Source organism: Aestuariimicrobium soli (assembly GCF_051192575.1).
In the GTDB taxonomy this organism is placed as follows: Bacteria; Actinomycetota; Actinomycetes; order Propionibacteriales; family Propionibacteriaceae; genus Aestuariimicrobium; species Aestuariimicrobium soli.
The window spans coordinates 13,958-35,136 of record NZ_JBPJSQ010000003.1 but is presented as its reverse complement, the minus strand read 5'-3'; the positions used below and the strand labels follow the sequence as shown (position 1 = coordinate 35,136).

Below are 21,179 nucleotides of genomic sequence, written 5' to 3'. Positions count from 1 at the left end.
GGCGGGCTGCACGATCGTGCACAGGGCGTGGTCGATCGTGCAGCCAGCCCTGGGGTCAGCGCTGGATGGTGATCTCCTTGCCGGCCTCGGCCGACTCGTAGATACCCCTCAGGATGCGGATCATCTCGACGCCGTCGGCAACCGGGACGAACGGCTCGGCCTCGCCCTTGACCAGGTCGACGAAGTGCGCGATCTCCTTCGAGAACGACGCGAAGTCGAAGCTCGGGCTCTGGATCTGCGGGTCGACGTTGAGGATGGTGTCGTACTTCTCGGTGACGAGCTTCAGTCGGGGCTCCAGCTCGGCGCCGCCCTTGTCGCCGTAGACGGCCACCAGCATCGTCTCCTGCGGGATGTGCAGCGAGTACGACACGTCGGTGACGATCGAGGCACCGTTCTCGAAGCGGATGACGGCGTTGACCAGGTCTTCCACCCCGTTCACGGCCGGGTCGTAGTCGGAGGCCAGCCAACGGTCGAGCGAGGTGATGTTGGCGCGGTTGCCGATCGAGGAGTACGAGTTGGCGCTGATCGAGGCCACCTTCGGCTTGCCCATCAGCCACCACGCCAGGTCGATGCAGTGCACGCCGATGTCGATCAGCGGGCCACCGCCCGACCGCTCGGGGTCGGCGAACCAGCCACCGGGGTTGCCGGCGCGGCGCAGCATCGAGGCCTTCGCGTAGTGGATGTCGCCGAGGTCGCCGGAGTCGATGAACTTCTTCAGCACGGTGGCGTTCTGGCCGTAGCGACGCACCTGGCCCAGCTCGAAGTGCTTGCCGGTCTCGGCCACCACCTTCTCGAGCTCCAGGGCCTCGTCGACGGTCTTGCACAGCGGCTTCTCGCCGAGCACGTGCTTGCCGGCCCGCAGCGCCTGCATGGCGATCGAGGCGTGCGAGTTGTTCCAGGTGCAGATGCTGACCGCGTCGATGTCGTCGCGGGCCAGCAGTTCCTCGACCGAGCCGTAGCTGTGCGCGAACCCGTGCAGCGTCGCCTTCTCGGCGGCGCGCTCGGCCACCTGGTCGGCGATGGCGACGAGCTCGACGTCGTCACGCTGCTGGTAGGCGCCGACGTGCGACTCCGAGATGTTGCCGGCGCCGATGACGCCGATTCCGACCTTGCTCATGAATGTCCTTCCGGTGTGGTGTGGCGTGATGTCGGACGAGGGCCGAGGCCCGGCTCAGGCCTCGTCCAGCAGTCGACGGGTGTTCTCGAGGGCGGCCTTGCAGGCGGGCAGGGCGTCTTCGATGCCCTCGAACTCGATGGTGATGTCGCCGTCGTAACCGGACTCCTTGACGACCTTGGCGACGGCGGGCATGTCGATGTCGCCCTGACCGACGATGGCCCCGCGCAGGAACTGGCCGCCGCGGGTGCCGAAGAAGCCGAAGCCCGGGTTGGTTGCGCGGATGTAGAAGTCCTTGAAGTGGACGATGGTGGCGTAGGCGATGTTGTTTCTGGCGGCCACGACGGGGTTCTCGTCGAGGCACAGGAAGTTGCCGACGTCGAGGGTGGTGCCGAAGTTGGGCTCGTCGACGGCGTGGATGACGCGGCGCACGCGCTCGGAACCCTGCACGAAGAAGCCGTGGTTCTCGATGGAGGTGCGCACACCCTTGGTGGCTGCGTACTGGGCGATCGTCTTGGAGTGCTCGGCGATCACCGGCAGGGCCTGCTCGAACAGCGGCAGGTCGTCGCCGGGGTGGTTGCCGTGGCTGACGTCGTGGCGCAGCAGACCGACACCGAGCTCCTCGCAGAGGTCGAGGTATGCCTTGACCCGCTCGAGCTCGGCCTCGATGCCGGTGGCCGAGCTGGCCTGGGAGCCGGCCCCGGGCGCCTGGGCATCGGAGGTCTCCGGCTTGGTCCAGAAGGTGGCCGGGATGGCGATCTGGGCGATCGGCAGGCCGGTCTTCTCGAGGGTCGCCTTGATGGCATCGACCAGCGGGCGGTTGTTGGGCAGGTCGGAGAGGTCGCACAGCGGGTTGTCGCTGGCGAAGCCGGCCGCGATCTCGATGTGGTCCGCGCCCGCCTCCTTCGACCATTCGATGGCTTCGGGCAGGGTCATGCGTCCGCTGCCGACGTACTGGTGGAGGCTGTATGAGCTGAATCCAACGCGCATGGGATTGACCCTAGTGAACCGGCGGGCCCGATGGTGAGCTCGCGCAGGCAGCCTGCGCGCGCCAACTGGGGCAGCCACGCGGGGGTTTGTGATCGAAAAGATCCCAACGGGCCTCCTGGCTGCCCCGATTGGCGTGGGGGCGCCGGGTCTCGAGTTGACGGGGCTGCTTGGATGGAGCCATGCCACAGGTTCTTGCTTACGCCGCGCCGTCGAAGGACGGGATCTTCGAGAAGGTCACCATCGAGCGCCGCGAGCCCGGCCCCACCGAGGTCTTCTTCGAGGTGAAGTACGCGGGCATCTGTCACTCCGACATCCACACCGTGCGCGAGGAGTGGGGCCCGGTCGACTTCCCGCTCGTGCCTGGCCACGAGCTGGCCGGCATCGTCACCCAGATCGGCTCCGAGGTGACGAAGTTCCAGGTCGGCGACAAGGTCGGCGTGGGCTGCTTCGTCGACTCGTGCGGCGAGTGCGAGTACTGCGTCGGCGGCCAGGAGCAGTTCTGTTCGTCCACCGATCGACCCACCGTCTGGACCTACGGCGACACCGGCCGCGACGGCAAGAAGACCGACGGCGGGTACTCGCAGGGCATCACCGTCGAGCAGAACTACGTCTGCCGCATTCCGGACGAGATTCCGTTCGAGGCCGCCGCCCCGCTGATGTGCGCGGGCATCACCACCTACTCCCCCCTCAAGCGCTGGGGCGCCGGCCCGGGCACGAAGGTTGCCGTGGTGGGCATGGGTGGTCTCGGGCACATGGGCGTGCAGATCGCCGCGGCCCTGGGCGCCGACGTGACGGTGATCAGCCAGACCATGAGCAAGCAGGCCGACGGCCTCGCGTTCGGCGCCAAGGACTACTTCGCGATGAGCGACCCGGCCACCAAGGACGCCCTCAAGGCGCGCTTCGACGTCGTGCTGACCACGGTTTCGAACGCCGACACGGTCGCCGACCTGCTGCCGATGCTCAAGGTGGGCGGGGCGCTGGTGAACGTCGGTCTGCCCGAGGAACCGGTCAAGGTCGCCTTCGGTGCGCTCTGCAACGGGAACAAGATCATCGCGGGTTCGAACATCGGCGGCATCGCCGAGACCCAGGAGATGCTGGACTTCTGCGCCGAGCACGGGCTGGCCCCGCGGGTCGAGGTGATCTCGGGCGAGCAGATCACCGAGGCCTACGACAAGGTGGTGGCGTCGCAGGTGCGCTACCGCTACGTGATCGACACCTCGACGTTCTGATCGGCGCCCCCAGCCATCGCTGATCGAGTAGTCCGCCTGCGGCCGTGTCGAGATCATCCACAGGCGCAGACGGGGCGAACCGGCTCAGGGAATAGGGTTCAGCTGTGACGAACCAGCAGCAGGGGTGGGGACAGCCCGACCCGAACCAGCAGTACGGCCAGCAGTCCCAGCCCGGGCAGCAGGCTCAGCAGTACGGCCAGCAGACCCAGTATGGGCAGCCCCAGCAGTACGGCCAGGCCCAGTACCCGCAAACCCAGTACCCGCAAACCCAGTACCCGCAAACCCAGTACCCGCAGGCCCAGTACCCGCAGGGGCAGTACGCGAATCAGCCTCCCCAGCAGTCCATGGCCCCCACCGACCAGGGCTTCATCGAGTTCACGATGCAGGGCAACGCGTTCACCTCGAGCATGGTGGTGCCGACGCTGACCATCGATGGCCATCGGGTCAATGCCCGCTACGGCCTGAACACCATTCCCGTGCCTTCGGGCCCCCACCACATCTCGGTGGTGGGTCACTGGATGCGCGCCTACGGCCAGGCCGAGCTCGACCTGCAGGTTGGCCCGGGTGAGCACGTGCCGGTGTACTACGCCGCACCGTTCCACCAGTTCACCACCGGCAACATCGGCCACGAACCTCAGAAGAAGAAGGGGCTGGGCCTGCTGCTCGGCCTGGTGATCGGCATCCCGGTGTTCATTCTGGTGGTCTCGATCGTGGCGGCCCTGGCCGGCAGCTGACCCCCAGCCGCGCGGGTCGTCACTGGATGCCGAACTCCAGCAAGGCCCGCAGCTCGGCGAGGGCGGCTTCGTCCCCGGACTGCTCCACCTCGCTCGGGCGCGACCAGATCGTCAGGTCGAGCTGCTGCACCGGGCCCGCCACCAGGGCCACGGGCTCGGCGCCGGCGGGGGCCCTTCGTCCACCGATCTGGTCGCGGAACTCAGAACCCCAGGCGGTTCCGTTCCAGCGGTACAGCTCCAGCAGCCATGATTCACCGGTGTCGGTGGCGCGCAGTTCGATCACCCCGGTGGGAGTGATCTCGGCCGAATCGGGCACCCATTCCAACATCACGTCGAGCACGTGATCGACACCGGCGGCGGCCACGTCGTCCGCGATCGGCGAGAGCTCGACCCCCGCCGTGAGTTCGGCGTCGACCCGGTGCAGCGTGATCTCCTGGGTCTGCATGCGGCGCGAGAAGTCGACCGTCTGATCGGGCTCGAACCAGCTCCAGGCCTCCTCGTCCGGCTGCCGCTTGCGCAGGGCGGCGACCAGTCGTCCGGTGGCCTCCTCGCGCTGGCGCAGCAACTCATCGGCGTCTCCGTCGATCGGGGCACGCTTGTCTTCGTAATCACCGACGGCGTCACCCATCAGGCCGTCACCGACCACGGCGGCCCAGAAGTCGTGCACCTCGATGACGTGTTTGAGCAGGTCGCGGCCACTCCACCCCGGGCAGGTGGGCACCGGCGCGTCGAGGTCGCAGCCGGCGAGCACCGCGGCGAAGCGGGCACCCTCGGTGTCGATGACGGTGAACGGATCGATGTCCCGGGAGGGGCGGGTGTGCTGATCGGTCATGACGTCGACCCTAGGCGGCACCTGCGACATTTTCCGGATCCGAGCGAACCGCGCCCACCATGATCGACGTATTCACGGGTGTCCCATCCACCACCTTCCCGGGAGAGCCACCATGGCACGACCCTCGCTCGACGAGTACGCGCACTTCGTGCGCACCCGCTCGGGACGACTACGCCTGATCGCGCGCACCCTGACCGCCGATCACGGGTTGGCCGACGACCTCGTGCAGGAGGCGCTCGAGCGCACCTGGCTGCACTGGGGCAGGCTCGACAACCCCGACCCGATGGCCTGGACCCGCACCGTGCTGGTCAACCTGACCATCGACCGCCACCGACGCCGCCGGATCACCGAGCAACCACTGCCGGACGAGGACCGATCCGCGGATCAGCCCTCGTCCCCCTCGGGCACCGGTGCCGTCGACGACCAGCTCTGGGTGCAACACCTGCTCACCGGGCTCACCGCCAAGGAACGCGCCGTCATCGTGCTGCGCTACCTCGAAGACCTCTCCGAGGCCGACACCGCCACCGCCCTGGGGATTCCGCGCGGCACCGTGAAGTCGACCTGCTCCCGCGCCCTTGACCGGCTGCGCACCCTCGCCTCACCCGTCACCACCACCGAAGGAGTCCTCCGATGAGCGACACCGACCTGCGCGAACGCTTCGCGCGACTGGACGAACCCGAGCCCTTCGACCCCGACGTCGTCGTCCGCGCGGCACAGGGCCGCAAGACCCGCCGCGACGTGCTCACGCTGGCCGGCGGCACCCTCGGCGTGGCCGCCCTCGGCACCGCGGGGGTCACCCTCTGGCAGCAGCTCTCCGGCCAGCCGGCCGTCCCGGCAGGACCCGTCACCACCCCCCTCGAAACCCCGAGCGGCGGCCCCACCATCAACTCCTCCGCCGATGCCCCCACTGCACCCCCGCCCAACAGCGGCGACCCCGACCCCAGCCCAGCTCAGGGGTCGTCGGGCGACGCGGGGGCCCGAGGCTGGCCGACCTCGGGCCTGCCGGCCGTCGGCACCCTGTACCGGGTCACCGGCAACCTCGGGTTCATGATGGTGGCCGAGGGCTGGGAGTGGTGGGACCTGAGCGCCCGATCGTCCCTGCGCCACGGGTCCTGGGCCCTCGGCACGCCCACCCAGACGGTGGTCGGATCAGAGGTGATGGCCTCCACCGAGCCGATCGGGGGCCGCAACCATTACGGACTGCTGCTGCCGACCGGCGCCCAGAACGTGATGCTCACCTGGGCCGCGGGACCGGAGATCATGCTGCTGCTCGAGCAGTACGATCTGCCCACGACCACGGGCCTGCGCCTGTTCTTCTGGTCGGAGGACCCCGCCCAGGTGAGCCGCTACGGCGGGTTCCAGCTGGCCTTCACGATGGCCGGCGAGTCCAACGCCACCACGGTGCGCCTGTCGGTCTGACGCTCAGGCCGCGAACCACTTCTTCACGCGCTCGATCCTGGCCTCCACCTGCTCGGTGGTCGCCTTGGCCAGCGGTGGCCCGCCGCACTCCCGCCGCAGGTCGGCGTGCACGTGGGAGTGGGGTCGTCCGGACTGGCGCGCGAACGCGCTGACCAGCGTGTTCAGCTCCTTGCGCCGGGTGGCCAACGCCCGGTGCAGCGAGACCTCGTCGGGCACCTTCTCGCGCTTCTCCTGCCGCTGGCGGCGGGCCAGATGACGACGCTGGCGCTCGGCGAGCAGCACCGCCATCTCCTGATCGGGTTCCAGCAGCCCGGGCAACCCCAGGTAGTCGCGCTCCTCGGCCGTCACCCCGGTCATGGTGTCGCCCTCGTCCGCCACGAAGCCGTACTGCTGGGTGTCGAACAGCACGTGGTCGAACGCGGCCCGCGACTGCAGCGCCTCGAACTGGCCGAGCAGGTCGTCCGAGGCCGATTCGGACTGGTTGGCCTGCTCGACCAGCGACTCGTCCCACAACCCGTCCTCGTCGCGGGTCTTGCGCCCCAGCACGTGGTCGCGCTGCCGCTCGAGCATGGTCGCGTGGGCGAGGATGATCGGCACCGTGGGCAGGAACACGGTGGCCAGTTCGCCGCGGCGCCGTGCCCGGACGAAGCGCCCGACCGCCTGGGCGAAGAACAGCGGCGTCGAGGTCGAGGTGGCGTAGACCCCCACCGCCAGCCGCGGCACGTCGACCCCCTCGGAGACCATGCGCACCGCCACCAGCCAGCGCTCCTCGGAGGCCGAGAAGTCGTCGATCTTCGCGGACGACCCCGGCGTGTCCGAGAGCACCACGGTGGGCTTCATGCCCGTGATGCCTTCGAGAATGCGCGCGTAGGCGCGGGCCACCGTCTGATTGGTGCAGATCACCAGGCCGCCCGCATCAGGCACGTGGCGACGCACCTCGGTGAGTCGGTGGTCGGCGGCCGCCAACACCGACTGGATCCACTCGCCGGCCGGGTCGAGGGCCGTGCGCCAGGCGTGGCCCGTCAGGTCTTTGGTGAGGGCCTCCGACAGGTTGGCCTCGATCTCCTCGCCCGATTTCGTGCGCCAGCGCATCGGCCCGCCGTAGTTCATGAACACCACTGGACGAACCACGTGGTCGCGCAGGGCATCGGCGTAGCCATAGGTGTAGTCGGCGCGCGACCGCAGCCCTCCGTCGGCCTCGGGCTCGTAGGTGACGAACGGAATCTGGTTGTCGTCCGACCGGAACGGGGTGCCCGTCAGCATCAGCCGGTGGCGGGCCAGCTTGAACGCGTCGCGAATGGCGTCACCCCAACTGAGGGCGTCGCCCGCGTGGTGCACCTCGTCCAGAATCACCAGGGTGCGGAAGTTCGCCACGCGCGCCTGGAAGCCGAACATGTTGGCGGCGACTCCCGCGTAGGTGACCGTCAGGCCCACGTACTGCTTGCTGCGCCCGCGACGGGACGAGCCACCCATGCCCGGGTCGAGCTGGATGCCGGCGCGCGCGGCTGCGTCGGCCCACTGCACCTTCAGGTGCTCGGTCGGGCAGACGACGATCACCCGCTCGACGGTGCGGTCGTGCAGAAGTTCGGCGGCCACGCGCAGGGCGAAGGTGGTCTTGCCGGCGCCGGGGGTGGCGACCGCGAGGAAGTCGCGCGGCTTGGTCTCGAGGTACTGCCCCAGGGCCTCGGCCTGCCAGGCACGCAGGCGGTTGGCGGTGCCCCACGGGGCGCGCCCGGGGAAGGCCGGCGACAGGTGGTCGAAGTCGGACGCCTGCCCGACCCCACCAGCGCCCGGCCCGCCCGTCGCGGGGGTGCTCGCCCCGGACGACACTCCTGCCCCGCGGTCGGGTGGCGTCGGCTCCGAGAGCCCGGGGAGATCAGTCATGGGAGCTACGAGGGTAACCAACCGCGGCGACATTCCCTCAACCCCGCTGGTCAGCCGGTGGACCGCTCATCGGCACCTCCGAACCTGAAGAAGTTTTTTCACCCGGGAACAAACTCGGGCGCCGTCGGCGTTCTAGGCTGTGTTCGGGTAGTTGAAACTTGAACAACCCTCCAACGTCACGACCACCCACCTCCCAAGGAGAACCCCATGACCGCTCTCACCGACCTCAACGGCACCTTCGTTCTCGACCCCGCCCACAGCCGCATCGGCTTCGTGACCCGCCACGCGATGGTCACCAAGGTGCGCGGCTCGTTCGACGAGTTCGAGGGCACCGCCTCGGGTGACGGCCAGAACCCGGCCAGCGCCTCGATCAACGTCACCATCCAGGCCGCCTCGTTCGACTCGCGCAACGAGGGCCGCGACGGTCACGTGAAGAGCGCCGACTTCCTCGACGTCGAGAACCACCCCACCCTGACCTTCTCCTCGACCAACGTGGCCATCGAGGGCAACGACCTGGTCGTGACCGGTGACCTCACCGTCAAGGGCGAGACCCGCTCGATCACCATCCCCTTCGAGTTCACCGGCGCCGCCACCGACCCCTTCGGCAACGAGCGCATCGGCTTCGAGGGCTCGACCAAGATCAGCCGCAAGGACTTCGGCCTGACCTGGAACGCCGCCCTCGAGACCGGTGGCGTGCTGGTCAGCGACGACATCACCCTCGAGCTCGAGGTCTCGGCCATCAAGCAGGCCGCCTGACCCCTTCCCGCCTCGCGGGATCACCACGAGACCCCCGGACGACCGCCGTCGTCCGGGGGTCTCGCACGTCTGTATGGCCGCCCCTCCGCCCTGCCGACTGCCCACGTTGCTGCCATCTGCCCACCTTGCGTGCATCTGCCACCTTTGCAGAGGCGGCAGATGCACGAAAGGTGGGCAGATACGGGCCGGCGCGCCAGAGAGCCAGGAAACCCGACCCACCCAAAGCCGCCGAATTGCAGCGCTGCAAGAAGCGGTTCCGCAAGCCGACAGGCCGTGGACGTCTCGAAATTCACACCCGCAGTCCCTCGCACCCCTTGATCCAGCGCCCGCCAGCGACGAGACTGGAGACCAGCCGAAGGGGGCCTGTCATGACTGATCCGATGGTCATCGAAGTTGTCGTTCCTCTGTCGGTCCAGGACCTGTGGACCCTGTGCACGACCGAGGACGGCTTGTCACAGTGGTGGTGGCCGCACCTGCGCGACACCACCTACCAGATCGACCCGCGCCCGTTCCACCGCTACCGCTTCGCCAGCGCCGCGGCCGGCATCGGGGTGCACGGTGACTACATCGTGGTCGAGAAGTTCGGGGCGCTCGAGTTCAGCTGGATCTGGGAGGACGACGGCCCGCCCGTCACCGACCACGTTCGGGTCACGTTCACCCCACGCGGCCGCAAGACCGCCGTGCGGATCACCCACACCATGACCGAGCCCTCGCCCGCCGGCCGTCAGGACTACCTCACCGGCTGGCACGACACGGTCGACCGGCTGGTCAACCTGCACCTCGTCGAAGAGGTCGCGGCGCGCGCCAGCTGAGCGGTCATAGGCTGTCGTCATGGCAGCCCACCTGGTCAGCCCAGCTCAACTGGTCAGCATCGTCGGACGAGGCATCGTCTCGGGAGCGACCCCTCCCCACCTCGCGCCGCTCCCCGGCGACCGAGACGCCGAGGTCATCACCGTCGATGACCTCGGCTTCACCCGCGGCGACGGGGTCTTCGACGCCACTCGGTTGGTCACCGCCCCCGACGGCACCTCGACCGTCGACCACCTCGACCGCCATCTGGCCCGGTTCGCGCGCAGCATCGCCGGCATGGACGGCGACCCCCTCGACGAACCCACCTGGCGGGCCCTGATCGACGAGGCCGTCACGGCCTGGACCGTTCCCGGTGAGGCCATCGTCAAGATGATGTGGACCCGCGGCCAGGAGTCCTTCGGTTCGGCGCCGACGCAGGCGCTGACCATCACCCCGATCAGCGAGGGTGCCCTGCGGTTGCGCCACGGCATCGGCGTCACCCTGCTGTCGCGGGGGTCGTCCGCCTACTCCCACCGAGACGCCCGCTGGCTGCTGGGCGGGGTGAAGACCCTCAGTTACGGCGTCAACATGGCCGTCAAGCGGGAGGCGGCCCGCCGCGGGTGCGACGAGGTGCTGCTGACCAGCACCGACGGGTACGTGCTCGAGGGTCCGAATGCGGCGCTGATCACCCTGCACGGGGTCGCGGACGATCGTCCGGTGCTGCGCAGCACCCCGATCGAGGGCACCGGGGTGCTCGCCTCCATCACCCAGGCGGTGCTGTTCGAGGCGGCCGAGGCCGAGGGGGTGGCGACCGAACTGGTGCTGCAGACCCCCGAGCAGGTGTGCGCCGCCGACGCCGCCTGGTTCGTGTCGTCGGTGCGCGGAGCCGCCCCGGTCACCCGGTTCGACGAGCAGCCGATGCCGCAGTCACCCGAGTGGACGACCCGGGTGCGCGGCTGGATCGGCTTCTGAGCGGGTCGTCACTCCTCGATCAGGTCGACCTCGTCCTCGGGGTCGGGCTCGCCGGGAACCTTGGCGACCATGGCGTAGAGCGCGCCGATCGCCACCGCGATCGCCAGGCCGAGAATCATGTGGACGATGGTGACCTCCATCGAGCCCAGCCCGATCTGCACCACCATCAACACCGGGATCGCCACGCCGTGGAAGAAGACCCCCTTGCGGCCCACGGCCTTCGCGTGACCCCAGGCCAGCACCGCCATCACGATGGTGACCAGGAACAGCGTGTAGGCCACGATGGCGTGCACGATTTCGATGGCGGTGATCTGCGCGGCCAGCGCGCCGCCCAGCACGACCTGCAGCCCCACGAGCACGAGGGCGGCAATCGCGGCGACCCGCAGACGCTTGGTGGCGGGCGAGACAGTGGCGTCAGCAACGGCTTGAGTCATGACCTCAGCCTAGGCCCGTGGCCACGGACGATGCCGCCCGGGCCCGTCGTCCGATTGGTTGACGCCTCGACACCGCGCTCGGGCGACTAGTCTGTGCCCATCGCAGCCAGCACCGGCCACACGACTCAACCACAGGGGTGGGCATGAAAGACGTCGTCCTGTTCTCCGGCTCTGCCCACCAGGGCTTGGCGTCCGAGATTGCCGAGTGCCTCGACGTACCCCTGAGCCGGGCCACCATCAGTCGTTTCTCGAACGACTGCCTGCAGGCCCAGTTGTTGGCGAACTGCCGCAAGAAGGACGTCTACATCATTCAGCCGCTGGTGCCTCCGACCCAGGAACACCTGATGGAACTGCTGATGATGATCGACGCCGCCCGCGGCGCCTCGGCCAACCAGATCACCGCCGTGATGCCGCACTACGCCTACGCCCGCTCCGACAAGAAGGACGCCTCACGCATCTCGCTGGGCGGCCGGCTGGTCGCCGACATGCTGGTCACCGCCGGCGTCAGCCGCGTGCTCACCATGGCCCTGCACGCCCCGCAGGTGCACGGTTTCTTCTCGTGCCCGGTCGACCACCTGACCGCGATCGGCGTGCTGGCCGACCACTACCGCGGCAAGGACCTGTCGGACCACATCGTCGTCTCCCCCGACCTCGGCAACGCCAAGACGGCCACCCAGTTCGCGCGGTTGCTGAACCTGCCGGTGGCCGCCGGTTCGAAGCGACGGGTCGCGGACGACAAGGTGGTGATCGACTCGATCGTCGGCGACGTGGCGGGCAAGAAGGCCATCGTGCTCGACGACGAGATCGCCACCGGCGGGTCGATCGTCGAACTGATGGATCGGCTCGCCGACTTCGGCGCCACCGAGGCGAGTGTGGCCTGCACGCACGGGCTGTTCGCGGGCAAGGCGGTGGAACGGCTCTCGAACCACCCGATGATCACCGAGGTGGTCACCACCAACACCGTGCCCAGCCCCGACAACTGGGATGCGCTCGAGGTGCGCAGCGTCGCGCCCCTGTTCGCGGGCGCCATCCGCCGCATCAACGAGGGCCGGTCGATCTCGAAGCTGTTCCGCGGGGTCGACCCGGCCTACGCCCCGCCGCCCCCGCCGGACGGCCTCTTCTGAGTTCGCCCGAGCGGCCAGCTCGGGCCTCGTCCGCGACCCCGAAGCGCCCTACCGTGGGGGCATGTTTCCGCGACGCCTGCTCACCCTTGTCGCTGCAGTGGCGCTCGCCCTGCTCGGCAGCCTCGCCTCGCCGCTGACCGCCCGCGCCTGCGCCTGTGGGGCCGCCCCCGGTGCCGAGGTCGACGGCGAACAGTCGCTGATCACCTTCGACGGAACCACCGAGCAGGTCGACCTGTTGCTGCGGTTGGCGCGGCCGACCGACCGCGCCGCCTGGATCATGCCGACTCCGCCGTCGACCACCCTCGCGCTGGGCAGCGTCGATGTCGACAAACTGAGCGCGGCCATTCGTCCGGTCACCCGCACGCGTCTCGACTGGACTCCCCGACTGCCCTGGGACGACGGCGATCGGGCCGCCGCGGGGGCTCCCCCGAGCGGCTCGAAGGTGCAGGTCACCACCACCGAGGTCGGCCACTTCCGGGTGTCGACCCTGAGCGGCACCGACGCCTCATCGGTGACGCAATGGCTGCAGGAGCACGACTTCCCGACCGCCGACGAGCAACTGCCCACCTTCCAGCGCTACCTCGACCAAGGCTGGACGATCCAGGCCGTCGAACTGCTGCCCGAGGCATCCGGCGCCTTCAGCGGCAGCCTGCCGCCGCTGCGCATGAGCTTCCCCACCCAGCAGATCGTCTACCCGATGGCGCTGAGCCAGCACGCCAGTCGGTGGCAGCCCGTGCGGCTGTTCGTGGCCGCGCCGTTCCAGGTGAAGGTCGCCACCGAGGCGTCGTCCGCGAACCCGCTGCGCACCGTGTTCGCCGGTGAGGTCGACCCCGCCGTCGTCGGACGAACCTCCGGTCTCGGCGACTCCACGGCGAAGGGGTCGCCGCGGGTGTACCTGACGGCGTTCGAGGCGACGCTCGACCCCGACCGGATCACCGGTGACTACCTGTTCGAGCAGACTCCTGACGCTCCTCACCAGGAGGTCATCTGGCAGCGCGACACCACTCCCGGGCGCGTGCTCGGTGGGGTGTTGGTGCTCGGGGTGCCGGTGCTCGCGGCGGGTGGCCTGTTCTGGTGGCTGCTCGCCCGCGGACGACGCCGGGCCGCCTGAGCCCTGCCGTGCAGACCGGGGCCCTGACCCGGCAGCTTTCAGCCGCGCGACGGGCGACTGCCACCGGCCCGGCGAACCGGGCGCACCAGCCATGGTGCCGGCGGAATCGTGAGCACGGCGACTGCCAGCAGCCCCGGCAGCGCCAGCCTCAAGCCCTGGCCGATCAACCCGCTGCCCAGCGCCACCAGGCCAGCGAGCACCGTCAGCAGAGTGAGGGCCAGGTAGAGCACGCTGGCCACGAGCCACGCCGTTCGTCTGGACCTGCGCATGTGGAAGCGGGCCGCCAGCACGGTGATCAGGGCCGGCAGCACGAAACTCCCGAACAACGCGCCCGCCGTGGCCAAGACGAACTGCGTCAGCGTGCCGGCGTTCACGGCCCCCTCCGCGGCATCCGCACCGCCCGTGTAGGTGATCCCCAGCCACAGGCACAGGCTCGAGACCGCCATGGCCACCGCCAGCACGATCACCACCCGCACGACGATCTGCCAGATCGGCAACGGCTGCACCTCGGGAGCGATCGGCGTCCGTCGGTGGCTGGCAGGCCGTCGACGGCGCCGCGACGTGCCCGCGGGCTCGATCGACGTGAGCCCGCCGATCCCCTCGGACATCAGAAGGGCCAGCCCGTGGTCATCGGCTGATCAAGGCCTTCCTCGATGAAGTACTCGTACCCGAACGACTGGGTGAAGCCCGGTTCGGGAAACGACAGCAGCATCTGCACGTCGGACTGCGAGCCGTGGGCCTGCAGCGCCTGTCGCTTCTGCTCGATGTGGGTGGTCACGTCGACCTCCCACTGCAGCTCGGCCGCCGGGGTCCCCATCGGGTTGCCGTCGTCGGCGGGGCCGTCGGGGTCGAAGTCGATGTCGAACCCGGCCGCCTTCGCCTCGTCGATCATGCTGCGCTGGCGGTCGCGGTTGCTGGTGGTCTGCAGCACCCGCGGGTGGCGCGCCGCCTGGGCGGCGGCCTGGTTCATCACGGTGTGCACCATCACGTGGTCGGGGTGGCCGTAGTTGCCGTGCCAGTCGTAGCCGACGAGCACGTCGGCATCCTCCTCGTCCAACACGTCGGCGACCCGACGACCGGCCTCGGTCGGGTTGGCTCGGGCGAAGCTGGTCTCGTCGTCGTTCTGTTCCCACCCGGTCATGCCCGAGTCGGTGTAGCCCAACCAGACCAGCCGGTCGATGCCCAGCACCCGCTGGCTCTGTTCGGCCTCGAGGCGACGGTGGGCGGCCACTTCCTGCGGCGTGGTGCAGCCCTCGGGGGCGGTGCCGTGTTCGCCGTTGGTGGCGCAGATCCAGACCACGCGGTGGCCCAATTGGGTGGCACGAGCCATTGTTCCCGCGGTGCCCGAGGCCTCGTCGTCGGGGTGGGCGTGCAGGAAGACGATCGTGGCCATGCGCCCCACTGTAGTGGTGGGGCTCAGCAGTGTGAGCTCAGCTGGCCTCGGCCTGGTGCTGGGGCGCCTCGACCAGCACCTCGTGCCAGTTCTTCACGTCGGGACGCTGACGCAGCAGGGCGCGCCGCTCACGCTCGGTCATGCCGCCCCAGATGCCCCACTCGATGCGGTGGTCCAACGCTTCGGCGAGGCAGTTGGCCCGCACGGGGCACCCCACGCACACGGCTGCCGCACGCTTCTGCTGCTTGCCTTCGGGGAAGAGGTCATCCTCCGCACCCCGGCAACGAGCCATTTCAACCCACGAACTCATCTGAACGGTGGTCACCGTGGCCTCCCTAGGTTGTCGTGCGGTCCCCGCGCCGTTGCGGCAGGACCCGCCTTGGAGTTGCACTGCTCCATCAGCCAACCACGCCACAGGGTCGCTGGCAAGGGTTTGTCCGTGACCAATTCGTGACCAAACCGAACAACCCGCGCTCCGGTGGGCAACGGGCGCGTTTCCCATAGTCGTATCGACAATGGGAGGGCATTCAACCCATCCGGTGGTGCGCTGTCAAGGGGTCGCCGACGGATTTCAGGCAACCTCGCAGGCAGTCGACGCCGCGGCTCAGCAGGAGGGCTTCTGCCCCACCGCCGGGCCGAACTCGACCCCGTTGAAGATGGTCTCGCGGGCCCACTGGTAGTAGGCGCGCTCCTGGGGACCGGCCTGGTCGTAGGGGTTCTCGAGGGCGCAGCGGGCCACGTAGTAGCCGATGACCTCGCTCATCGTCTCCGACATCGAGTACGAGCCGTACTTCGAGAAGCCCCCGTTGCGCTGGTAGAGGCCACGGAAGCTGGCCTGGTCGCGGCTGGCACCCATCTGGTGCATGTGGCCGAGCTCGTGCACCACGATGCGCACGAGTCGTCCCTTGTCAGCGGGGTAGGCGGACTGCCACTTGGCGAAGTCGAAGGTCAGCTTGCCGGGGTTGGTGAGCCCCCAGTCGCCCCAGGCCCAGCTGCGGGTCGGGCCGGCGTGGATCTTGATCACGGGCTGCTTCGCGTTCCGCCGCAGGTCGTCCAGGTAGGTGGTGCAGTTGAGGGCGTCCAGGGTCTCCCAGACGATCTTCACCAACGGACGAGAGCCCGGGTTCGTCCACCCCGACCCCGACAGCTGCAGGCCGAACGCCTTCTCCATCGCCCGACGGGTGGCGACCGGTGTCGCGCTGGCGGGCCACGGGTGCTTGGCGATGCACGGATCGGGAATACCGTCGACGGCGGTCGACGTCAGCGAGGGGGCTACCGGGAGCGCGCTGGGGGGAGCGGGCAGCCAGCCGCCGAAACCGAAGATGACGGCGCCGACGAGGCCGATCAGTGCAGAACGCACGAACTTCCCTCCAGGTGGACGGGCCCCAACTCGCGATCACACAGACGAGACGACAGGGGCCGGATGACAGTGGAGAGCACGCGGGCCGCAGCCCACCACCCTCACAACCCTTAGAGTTTCTCAGGATTGGAGCGGCAACACAACCCGGCCCGGACTTCGCTCACGGTGCGAACCGACCGTCACGAGCGCGACGGGCGGGAATAGCCTGCACGCATGAGCTCCTTCGTCGTCGCCGAGCACCCCTCTCCCACCGCCCCCGAGGCCCGGGACGAGATTCTGGCTGCGCCCACCTTCGGCGAACACTTCACCGACCACATGGCGCTGGCCCAGTGGTCGAGCGATCGTGGCTGGCACCAGCTCGAAGTGGTCGCCCAGGGCCCCCTGCAGCTGCACCCGTCGACGGCTGCCCTGCACTACGGCCAGGAGATCTTCGAGGGGCTCAAGGCCTACCGCCACGACGACGGCTCGGTCTGGCTGTTCCGGCCCGAGCTGAACGCCCGCCGCTTCCAGCGTTCCGCCGAACGACTGGCGATGCCGCCGCTGGCCGTCGACGACTTCCTCGCCTCGCTGCAGACCGTCGTCGATCTCGACCGCGACTGGGTGCCCGCACCCGACGGCGAGCAGAACCTCTACCTTCGTCCGTTCATGTTCGGCACCGAGCGGCTGATCGGTGTGCGCGCCGCCAAGCAGTACACCTACTGCGTGCTCGCCACCCCGGCCGGCGCCTACTACTCCCAGCCGCTGAAGCTGTGGGTGACCCCCACCTACTCGCGCGCCGCCATTGGCGGCACGGGGGCGGCCAAGTGCGGCGGCAACTACGCGGCCTCGCTGCGGGCCGCGGACGAGGCCGCCGAGCACGGCTGCGGCCAGGTGCTCTGGCTCGACGGCGCCGAGCATCGCTGGGTCGAGGAGTGCGGCACGATGAACATCATGTTCGTCACCTCCGACGGCGAACTGCTCACCCCGGCCACCAGCGGCACCATCCTCGAAGGGGTGACCCGCGACTCGCTGCTCGAACTGGCCGCCGAGCACGGGTTGCGGCGCAGCGAGCGGCCCATCGAGTTCGCCGAGGTGCGCACCCGCCTGCTCGACGGCACCATCACCGAGGTGTTCGCGTGCGGCACCGCCGCGGTCGTCACCCCCATCACGGGGTTCTCCTCACCCGACGGGGACGACCTCACCGTCGGCGACGGCTCGGTCGGCCGCGTGACCGCCGAGCTGCGTCAGCACCTGCTCGACCTGCAGTACGGACGAGTGCCCGACACCCGCGGCTGGCTGGTCAAGGTCACCGGCTGAGCCGGTTGGCGACCCGTCGCCCGACCCTCGCCATCGTCCGGACGAAGGGTGAGGCCAGCGCCCGCACCTGGTTGACAGGGTCGGTGGCCCGCGACCCGGGTGGCGGCGAGACCTGGGCGTGCAGCGGCAGCGCCGACCCCGGGGCGAGGTAACTGGCGTTGTCCTTGTGCTGCACCTGCGTCCACTGGTCACCGGTCAACGACACCCGCATCGCCGACCCGTTCGCCCAGCGATAGGCCAGGTTGCGCCTGTCACCGCGCGGGTTGCCGCCCTTGAACGTGTTCCCCATCGCCACCAGGCTGCCGGTGGTGTCGACAACGTCGGCGTCGATCCAGGCCGCATGGTGGGTGAGATAGACGTAACAGCCCAGAGCCGTGACGGTGGTCGACCGGGTGCCGCTCAGCTGCACCCCGACCGCGCCGTCGTCGCCGAGCGCCTCGGGCCGGGGGGCGTTCGACTCGAAGTAGACCGAGTGCAGGTGCACCGAGTCCTGATTGCCGGTGCGGATGCCCACCCGGTAGGCCTCGATCGCGCCACCGAAGATCTTCAGGTCGACGTTGTGGGCGAGCTCGATGCCCACCCCGGGAACACCGTCGACGTCGCTGCAGTTGATGCGCGGCGCGATCAGGGTGAGGTTGTAGGCGATGTCGACGCGCAGGCCGACGCGGTTGCGGTACAGCCGCAACCCCTGCAGATGGCCGTACCAGAGCTTGTCGCAACTGATCGCCAGGTCGTAGCCCTGCAGGCTGACCTCGTCGAACCGCACCGATCCACGCAGCACCATGCCGTGGCCGGTGCCATCGCCCTCGATGCGCAGCGAGCGGAAGACCGTGTTGTACGACGCCTCGATGGCCGGGCCGTCGGGCACGCGGGTGAGGATGGCGTGGGTGGGCACCTCACCCGGCCCCGTTTCGGCGATGCCGGGCCCCTGCCACTGCTGCCCCAGGGGAAGCACGATGCGTCGCGTGACCAGGAACCGGCCCCGCCCGAAGAAGACCGTGCCATCGCGACCCGCCGCCCGGCAGGCCGCCTCGACGGCCTCGGTGTCGTCGGTGGCGCCGTCGCCCACCGCCCCGTGCCGGCGCACGTCCTCGGCCTCGGGGTGGGGCAGAGCACCACCGCGCGCCTCGAGGTCATCGAGGCGCGCGGCGAGTCGGTCGAACTGTTCCTGATCGGGGCTGGAGGCCGGCATCAGCCGCCCGACTTGCGTCGGAACACGCGCTTGCCGCCGGCCTGACCGTGCGGACCCCCGGCGAGCTTCTGGTCGGCGTTCGGGCCGGCCGCGGCCGAGGCGTGCGAGGCCTGGTTCTTCTTCTCCAGGGCCCGCCGCATCGCTTCCTTGGGATCGATCGGCTTCTCGTCGCTACTCATGGGCCCACTGTGGCACAGGCGGGGCCAGCTCGTCAGCGGCTTTTGGTCTCCGTCGACAGGTCGAGTCGCGGCAGACCCGGCCAGCGGGACGAGGCCCAGGCCGCCCACGACTCGTGCCCGTCGGCCGGTGCGGGCATGGGGTGACCGGCGAGCTCGTCCGCACTCGGGGGAATGCACTGGGTCGCGTAGAGGTCGTGGTCGGCCGCGGTCATCTCGAAGGTCTCGTGCGGGGTCTCGAGCCAGCGTTGGTCGCAGCGGGCGCGGCGCTCGTACTCGGGAAGGGTGAGGTGGTGCAGCCGGAAGTCGGCCCCCGCGAGCCGGGCCAGGTCACGGATCGCCCAGCGCTCCTCGGGCGACCAACAGCCGAAGTCGAGGATCGTCGAGAGACCGCCGCGCAGGGCCTGGAAGCCGGTCCAGATCAGGCGTCCCTCGAGCACGTCGCGCTTGCCGTCGACGTCGGAGACCCCGAACAGGGGCCGCATCCATTCATCGGGGGTGAGGCGCAGGGCACCGGTCTCGTCCGCGATGTGCCGGGCGAGAGTGGTCTTGCCCGTGCCGGGCAGACCGACGGTCAGGTGCAGGGTGGGACGATCCATTCGCCGAAGTCTAGGACTCGACCGGTGATGCGGGTGAGGGCGGCACCAGGTGACGGGTGACGACCGGTGGGTGCGAGAACCCCAGCGCCCGCTCCTCGATGCGCTGGTCGTCGCGGGTGAGTCGTCCACCCTCGTGCTGCAGCACGTGTTCGGCCCAGCTGGAGACCTCGAAGACCTCGTGGAAGACCCCCGGATGCTCGGCGACGCGGAACAGGTCCCACCGGAAGGCGCCCGAGCGCAGGCGACTGCGGCGCATCGGCTCCATCGCCTCGAGCCAGGCGGTCTCGTTCTCGGCGGCGATGGTGTACTCGCAGACCACCATCACGGCCCCCTGACCCGGGTCGTCGGCCAGCACCAGGCGGGCGTCGCCCCAGTACTTGACGGGCGAGGGGTCGCGGTGTGAGGTGTCGGGCAGCGGCAGCCAGATCATGCCGATCAGCGTGGTGAGGGCCACGGTGGCGGCGGCTGCCACGATCGCCCACTGCACCTCGAAGCGCTGGGCGACCAGACCCCACACCGGCGCGGCCACGGCCTGAGAGCCGGTGAAGGTCATCATGTAGATGCCGATCGCGCAGGCCCTGACCCAGGCGGGCAACACCAGCTGCAGTTCGGCGATGAACGTCGAGGTGGCGGCCATCCAGCCAGCCCCGACCACCATCAGCAGCGGTGCAGCCGCGACGATGCCGGGCACCCACACCACGCCGGCCAGACAGACGGCGTAGAGCAGGCCCGTGATCACCAACAGGGCGTTGGTCGACACCAGTCGGCGCACCCGCGGGATCACCAGCGCACCCGCCACTGGGCCCAGCCCGAACGCGGTGTAGAGCAGCCCGTAGCCGCCGGCACCGAGCCCCAACCGGCGGGTCGCGATGATGGCCAGCAGCGCCCAGATCGAGGTGGCGGGCACGACGAACAGCCCCAGCCGCACCAGGATGCGGCGCACCACCGGATCGTGTCGCACGTACCGCGACCCGGTCAGCAGCGCGGGCAGGAAGCGCTCGCGCTGGCCCGAGCGCTGCGCGCGGGAACGACGCCACAGAGCCACGACCAGCAGCATCGGGATCACCGAGAAGGCGTTCAAGAGGAAGGTCCACGAGACGCCGAGGCCAGCGATCACCAGCCCGGCGACGGCCGGGCCGGCGGCGCGCGAGAGGTTCACCGACACCATGTCGAGGCGGGCCGCGGCGCGCAGTTCCTCGCGCGGCAGCACCTCGGGGATGAGCGCCGACCAGGTCGGCAACTGCAGCGCCATGCCGGCACCGACGGCGAGGGTGAGGGCGATCAGCGTGACGGCCGTGAGCTGGTTGCCGAACGACAGCACCGCGATCGTGGTCGAGACCAGGGCGAAGTAGATCTGGGTCACGATCAGGATGTGTCGGCGGTCGAAGCTGTCGGCCAGCACTCCGCCCGGCAGCGCCAGCAGAAGCATCGGCAGGGGGGTGGCCGCCTGCACGATCGAGACGATCACCGCCGCGTTCGGGGCGTTGACGAAGGTCCACTGGGCGCCGACGTTCTGCATCCAGCTGCCGAAGCCCGAGATCAGCACGCCTGCCCAGAGCAGCGCGAACAGCGGACGACGCAGCGGCGCCAGCGCGCCGGTCTCGGCTGTGCTGGGCTGGGGGGTGCTGGGCTGGGGCGTGGTTCGTGGTTCGGCTGACATCAGGCTCCTCGTCGGTCAGCACCAACTCTCGGGCCGCCGCTCAAGGGGGTCAAGGGTTCAGAGAGTCACTGTCATGCCTCCCCAACCCACCGTGCACGCCCGTCGGCTGCGTACA

At 69.5% G+C, this 21,179-nt stretch carries 23 protein-coding genes; 10 read left to right on the top strand and 13 right to left on the bottom strand.

Translation table 11 applies throughout. The features are described 5' to 3' along the window. Window positions 1-55: 55 nt before the first annotated feature. Both ACSDQ9_RS03880 and ACSDQ9_RS03875 read right to left on the bottom strand, forming a co-directional pair. A complete protein-coding gene (locus tag ACSDQ9_RS03880) occupies window positions 56-1,117 on the bottom strand; it encodes a Gfo/Idh/MocA family protein (RefSeq protein WP_435143864.1) in 1,062 nt (353 codons plus the stop codon). 54 nt (window positions 1,118-1,171) lie between these two features. After that, window positions 1,172-2,104: a sugar phosphate isomerase/epimerase family protein gene (locus ACSDQ9_RS03875; protein ID WP_435143861.1), complete on the bottom strand. Its 933-nt coding sequence runs from the start codon at window positions 2,102-2,104 to the stop codon at window positions 1,172-1,174. Window positions 2,105-2,283: 179 nt separating this feature from the next. Between ACSDQ9_RS03875 and ACSDQ9_RS03870 the strand changes: the two genes are divergently transcribed. Together ACSDQ9_RS03870 and ACSDQ9_RS03865 are read left to right on the top strand one after the other, a co-directional pair. Beyond that, a complete protein-coding gene (locus tag ACSDQ9_RS03870) occupies window positions 2,284-3,333 on the top strand; it encodes an NAD(P)-dependent alcohol dehydrogenase (protein WP_435143859.1) in 1,050 nt (349 codons plus the stop codon). A 104-nt stretch (window positions 3,334-3,437) separates the two neighbouring features. Next, window positions 3,438-4,067: a hypothetical protein gene (locus ACSDQ9_RS03865; RefSeq protein ID WP_435143856.1), complete on the top strand. Its 630-nt coding sequence runs from the start codon at window positions 3,438-3,440 to the stop codon at window positions 4,065-4,067. 19 nt (window positions 4,068-4,086) lie between these two features. On the opposite strand, the gene ACSDQ9_RS03860 is transcribed toward ACSDQ9_RS03865, so the two are convergent. Next, on the bottom strand, window positions 4,087-4,899 hold the full coding sequence (locus ACSDQ9_RS03860) for a maleylpyruvate isomerase family mycothiol-dependent enzyme (protein WP_435143853.1): 813 nt from the start codon (window positions 4,897-4,899) through the stop codon (window positions 4,087-4,089). Between the two features lie 112 nt (window positions 4,900-5,011). Between ACSDQ9_RS03860 and ACSDQ9_RS03855 the strand changes: the two genes are divergently transcribed. Both ACSDQ9_RS03855 and ACSDQ9_RS03850 read left to right on the top strand, forming a co-directional pair. Next, window positions 5,012-5,533 carry a SigE family RNA polymerase sigma factor gene (locus tag ACSDQ9_RS03855; RefSeq protein ID WP_435143850.1) on the top strand — a complete coding sequence of 174 codons (522 nt, stop codon included), beginning with the start codon at window positions 5,012-5,014 and terminating at the stop codon, window positions 5,531-5,533. Beyond that, a complete protein-coding gene (locus tag ACSDQ9_RS03850; RefSeq protein WP_435143847.1) occupies window positions 5,530-6,318 on the top strand; it encodes a hypothetical protein in 789 nt (262 codons plus the stop codon). The genes ACSDQ9_RS03855 and ACSDQ9_RS03850 overlap by 4 nt, the downstream gene beginning before the upstream one ends. Window positions 6,319-6,321: 3 nt before the next feature. On the opposite strand, the gene ACSDQ9_RS03845 is transcribed toward ACSDQ9_RS03850, so the two are convergent. Beyond that, window positions 6,322-8,202, bottom strand: a complete 1,881-nt coding sequence (locus ACSDQ9_RS03845; RefSeq protein WP_435143844.1) for a DEAD/DEAH box helicase — start codon at window positions 8,200-8,202, stop codon at window positions 6,322-6,324. 207 nt (window positions 8,203-8,409) lie between these two features. Between ACSDQ9_RS03845 and ACSDQ9_RS03840 the strand changes: the two genes are divergently transcribed. The 3 genes from ACSDQ9_RS03840 to ACSDQ9_RS03830 all read left to right on the top strand — a co-directional run bounded on the left by ACSDQ9_RS03840 (window position 8,410) and on the right by ACSDQ9_RS03830 (window position 10,719). Continuing rightward, window positions 8,410-8,958, top strand: a complete 549-nt coding sequence (locus ACSDQ9_RS03840; RefSeq protein WP_435143841.1) for a YceI family protein — start codon at window positions 8,410-8,412, stop codon at window positions 8,956-8,958. Between the two features lie 368 nt (window positions 8,959-9,326). After that, window positions 9,327-9,770 carry an SRPBCC family protein gene (locus ACSDQ9_RS03835; protein ID WP_435143839.1) on the top strand — a complete coding sequence of 148 codons (444 nt, stop codon included), beginning with the start codon at window positions 9,327-9,329 and terminating at the stop codon, window positions 9,768-9,770. Window positions 9,771-9,789: 19 nt separating this feature from the next. Then, entirely contained in the window at window positions 9,790-10,719 is a 930-nt protein-coding gene (locus tag ACSDQ9_RS03830; RefSeq protein WP_435143837.1) for an aminotransferase class IV, read from the top strand. A gap of 8 nt (window positions 10,720-10,727) precedes the next feature. Here ACSDQ9_RS03830 and ACSDQ9_RS03825 read toward each other — a convergent pair whose 3' ends face one another. Continuing rightward, window positions 10,728-11,153, bottom strand: coding sequence for a COX15/CtaA family protein (locus ACSDQ9_RS03825; RefSeq protein ID WP_435143835.1), 426 nt, complete (start codon window positions 11,151-11,153; stop codon window positions 10,728-10,730). A 143-nt stretch (window positions 11,154-11,296) separates the two neighbouring features. Here ACSDQ9_RS03825 and ACSDQ9_RS03820 point away from each other — a divergent pair, with 143 nt between their 5' ends. After that, window positions 11,297-12,277 carry a ribose-phosphate diphosphokinase gene (locus tag ACSDQ9_RS03820; protein ID WP_435143832.1) on the top strand — a complete coding sequence of 327 codons (981 nt, stop codon included), beginning with the start codon at window positions 11,297-11,299 and terminating at the stop codon, window positions 12,275-12,277. Between the two features lie 61 nt (window positions 12,278-12,338). Beyond that, on the top strand, window positions 12,339-13,388 hold the full coding sequence (locus tag ACSDQ9_RS03815) for a DUF2330 domain-containing protein (protein WP_435143830.1): 1,050 nt from the start codon (window positions 12,339-12,341) through the stop codon (window positions 13,386-13,388). 38 nt (window positions 13,389-13,426) lie between these two features. Here ACSDQ9_RS03815 and ACSDQ9_RS03810 read toward each other — a convergent pair whose 3' ends face one another. The 4 genes from ACSDQ9_RS03810 to ACSDQ9_RS03795 form a co-directional block, all read right to left on the bottom strand. Further along, window positions 13,427-13,996 (bottom strand): hypothetical protein, encoded by a 570-nt coding sequence (locus tag ACSDQ9_RS03810; RefSeq protein WP_435143828.1) that lies wholly within the window; start codon window positions 13,994-13,996, stop codon window positions 13,427-13,429. Further along, on the bottom strand, window positions 13,996-14,781 hold the full coding sequence (locus tag ACSDQ9_RS03805; protein ID WP_435143826.1) for a PIG-L deacetylase family protein: 786 nt from the start codon (window positions 14,779-14,781) through the stop codon (window positions 13,996-13,998). Before ACSDQ9_RS03805 ends, ACSDQ9_RS03810 begins: the two co-directional genes overlap by 1 nt. Before the next feature lie 37 nt (window positions 14,782-14,818). Beyond that, entirely contained in the window at window positions 14,819-15,091 is a 273-nt protein-coding gene (locus ACSDQ9_RS03800) for a WhiB family transcriptional regulator (protein ID WP_435144906.1), read from the bottom strand. A gap of 294 nt (window positions 15,092-15,385) precedes the next feature. Further along, complete coding sequence (locus ACSDQ9_RS03795; RefSeq protein WP_435143823.1) at window positions 15,386-16,141, bottom strand: hypothetical protein; 756 nt, start codon at window positions 16,139-16,141, stop codon at window positions 15,386-15,388. Window positions 16,142-16,354: 213 nt separating this feature from the next. On the opposite strand from ACSDQ9_RS03795, the gene ACSDQ9_RS03790 reads away from it, so the two are divergent. Next, complete coding sequence (locus ACSDQ9_RS03790) at window positions 16,355-17,437, top strand: branched-chain amino acid aminotransferase (RefSeq protein WP_435143821.1); 1,083 nt, start codon at window positions 16,355-16,357, stop codon at window positions 17,435-17,437. Here the strand turns inward: ACSDQ9_RS03790 and ACSDQ9_RS03785 are convergent. Genes ACSDQ9_RS03785 through ACSDQ9_RS03770 form a run of 4 tightly spaced genes read right to left on the bottom strand, consistent with a single transcriptional unit; the run spans window position 17,427 to window position 21,064 of the window. Then, entirely contained in the window at window positions 17,427-18,629 is a 1,203-nt protein-coding gene (locus tag ACSDQ9_RS03785; RefSeq protein WP_435143818.1) for a glycosyl hydrolase family 28-related protein, read from the bottom strand. The two genes, ACSDQ9_RS03790 and ACSDQ9_RS03785, sit on opposite strands and share 11 nt — an antisense overlap. Next, window positions 18,629-18,808: a DUF5302 domain-containing protein gene (locus ACSDQ9_RS03780; RefSeq protein ID WP_435143815.1), complete on the bottom strand. Its 180-nt coding sequence runs from the start codon at window positions 18,806-18,808 to the stop codon at window positions 18,629-18,631. The genes ACSDQ9_RS03785 and ACSDQ9_RS03780 overlap by 1 nt, the downstream gene beginning before the upstream one ends. Before the next feature lie 32 nt (window positions 18,809-18,840). Continuing rightward, the gene (locus ACSDQ9_RS03775) at window positions 18,841-19,404 is read right to left on the bottom strand and encodes an AAA family ATPase (protein WP_435143813.1); all 564 of its coding nucleotides are present in this window, start codon (window positions 19,402-19,404) and stop codon (window positions 18,841-18,843) included. Window positions 19,405-19,414: 10 nt separating this feature from the next. Continuing rightward, window positions 19,415-21,064, bottom strand: coding sequence for an MFS transporter (locus tag ACSDQ9_RS03770; protein WP_435143810.1), 1,650 nt, complete (start codon window positions 21,062-21,064; stop codon window positions 19,415-19,417). Between the last annotated feature and the right edge of the window lie 115 nt (window positions 21,065-21,179).

Bases quoted from the DNA above. Each gene is read 5' to 3' on its own strand.
- ACSDQ9_RS03840 (WP_435143841.1), top strand. From the start codon at position 8,410: ATGACCGCTCTCACCGACCTCAACGGCACCTTCGTTCTCGACCCCGCC.
- ACSDQ9_RS03830 (WP_435143837.1), top strand. From the start codon at position 9,790: ATGGCAGCCCACCTGGTCAGCCCAGCTCAACTGGTCAGCATCGTCGGA.
- ACSDQ9_RS03860 (WP_435143853.1), bottom strand. From the start codon at position 4,899: ATGACCGATCAGCACACCCGCCCCTCCCGGGACATCGATCCGTTCACC.
- ACSDQ9_RS03845 (WP_435143844.1), bottom strand. From the start codon at position 8,202: ATGACTGATCTCCCCGGGCTCTCGGAGCCGACGCCACCCGACCGCGGG.
- ACSDQ9_RS03770 (WP_435143810.1), bottom strand. From the start codon at position 21,064: ATGTCAGCCGAACCACGAACCACGCCCCAGCCCAGCACCCCCCAGCCC.
- ACSDQ9_RS03820 (WP_435143832.1), top strand. From the start codon at position 11,297: ATGAAAGACGTCGTCCTGTTCTCCGGCTCTGCCCACCAGGGCTTGGCG.
- ACSDQ9_RS03875 (WP_435143861.1), bottom strand. From the start codon at position 2,104: ATGCGCGTTGGATTCAGCTCATACAGCCTCCACCAGTACGTCGGCAGC.
- ACSDQ9_RS03850 (WP_435143847.1), top strand. From the start codon at position 5,530: ATGAGCGACACCGACCTGCGCGAACGCTTCGCGCGACTGGACGAACCC.
- ACSDQ9_RS03855 (WP_435143850.1), top strand. From the start codon at position 5,012: ATGGCACGACCCTCGCTCGACGAGTACGCGCACTTCGTGCGCACCCGC.
- ACSDQ9_RS03835 (WP_435143839.1), top strand. From the start codon at position 9,327: ATGACTGATCCGATGGTCATCGAAGTTGTCGTTCCTCTGTCGGTCCAG.
- ACSDQ9_RS03790 (WP_435143821.1), top strand. From the start codon at position 16,355: ATGAGCTCCTTCGTCGTCGCCGAGCACCCCTCTCCCACCGCCCCCGAG.
- ACSDQ9_RS03805 (WP_435143826.1), bottom strand. From the start codon at position 14,781: ATGGCCACGATCGTCTTCCTGCACGCCCACCCCGACGACGAGGCCTCG.
- ACSDQ9_RS03825 (WP_435143835.1), bottom strand. From the start codon at position 11,153: ATGACTCAAGCCGTTGCTGACGCCACTGTCTCGCCCGCCACCAAGCGT.
- ACSDQ9_RS03780 (WP_435143815.1), bottom strand. From the start codon at position 18,808: ATGAGTAGCGACGAGAAGCCGATCGATCCCAAGGAAGCGATGCGGCGG.
- ACSDQ9_RS03810 (WP_435143828.1), bottom strand. From the start codon at position 13,996: ATGTCCGAGGGGATCGGCGGGCTCACGTCGATCGAGCCCGCGGGCACG.
- ACSDQ9_RS03775 (WP_435143813.1), bottom strand. From the start codon at position 19,404: ATGGATCGTCCCACCCTGCACCTGACCGTCGGTCTGCCCGGCACGGGC.
- ACSDQ9_RS03785 (WP_435143818.1), bottom strand. From the start codon at position 18,629: ATGCCGGCCTCCAGCCCCGATCAGGAACAGTTCGACCGACTCGCCGCG.
- ACSDQ9_RS03800 (WP_435144906.1), bottom strand. From the start codon at position 15,091: ATGAGTTCGTGGGTTGAAATGGCTCGTTGCCGGGGTGCGGAGGATGAC.
- ACSDQ9_RS03870 (WP_435143859.1), top strand. From the start codon at position 2,284: ATGCCACAGGTTCTTGCTTACGCCGCGCCGTCGAAGGACGGGATCTTC.
- ACSDQ9_RS03880 (WP_435143864.1), bottom strand. From the start codon at position 1,117: ATGAGCAAGGTCGGAATCGGCGTCATCGGCGCCGGCAACATCTCGGAG.
- ACSDQ9_RS03815 (WP_435143830.1), top strand. From the start codon at position 12,339: ATGTTTCCGCGACGCCTGCTCACCCTTGTCGCTGCAGTGGCGCTCGCC.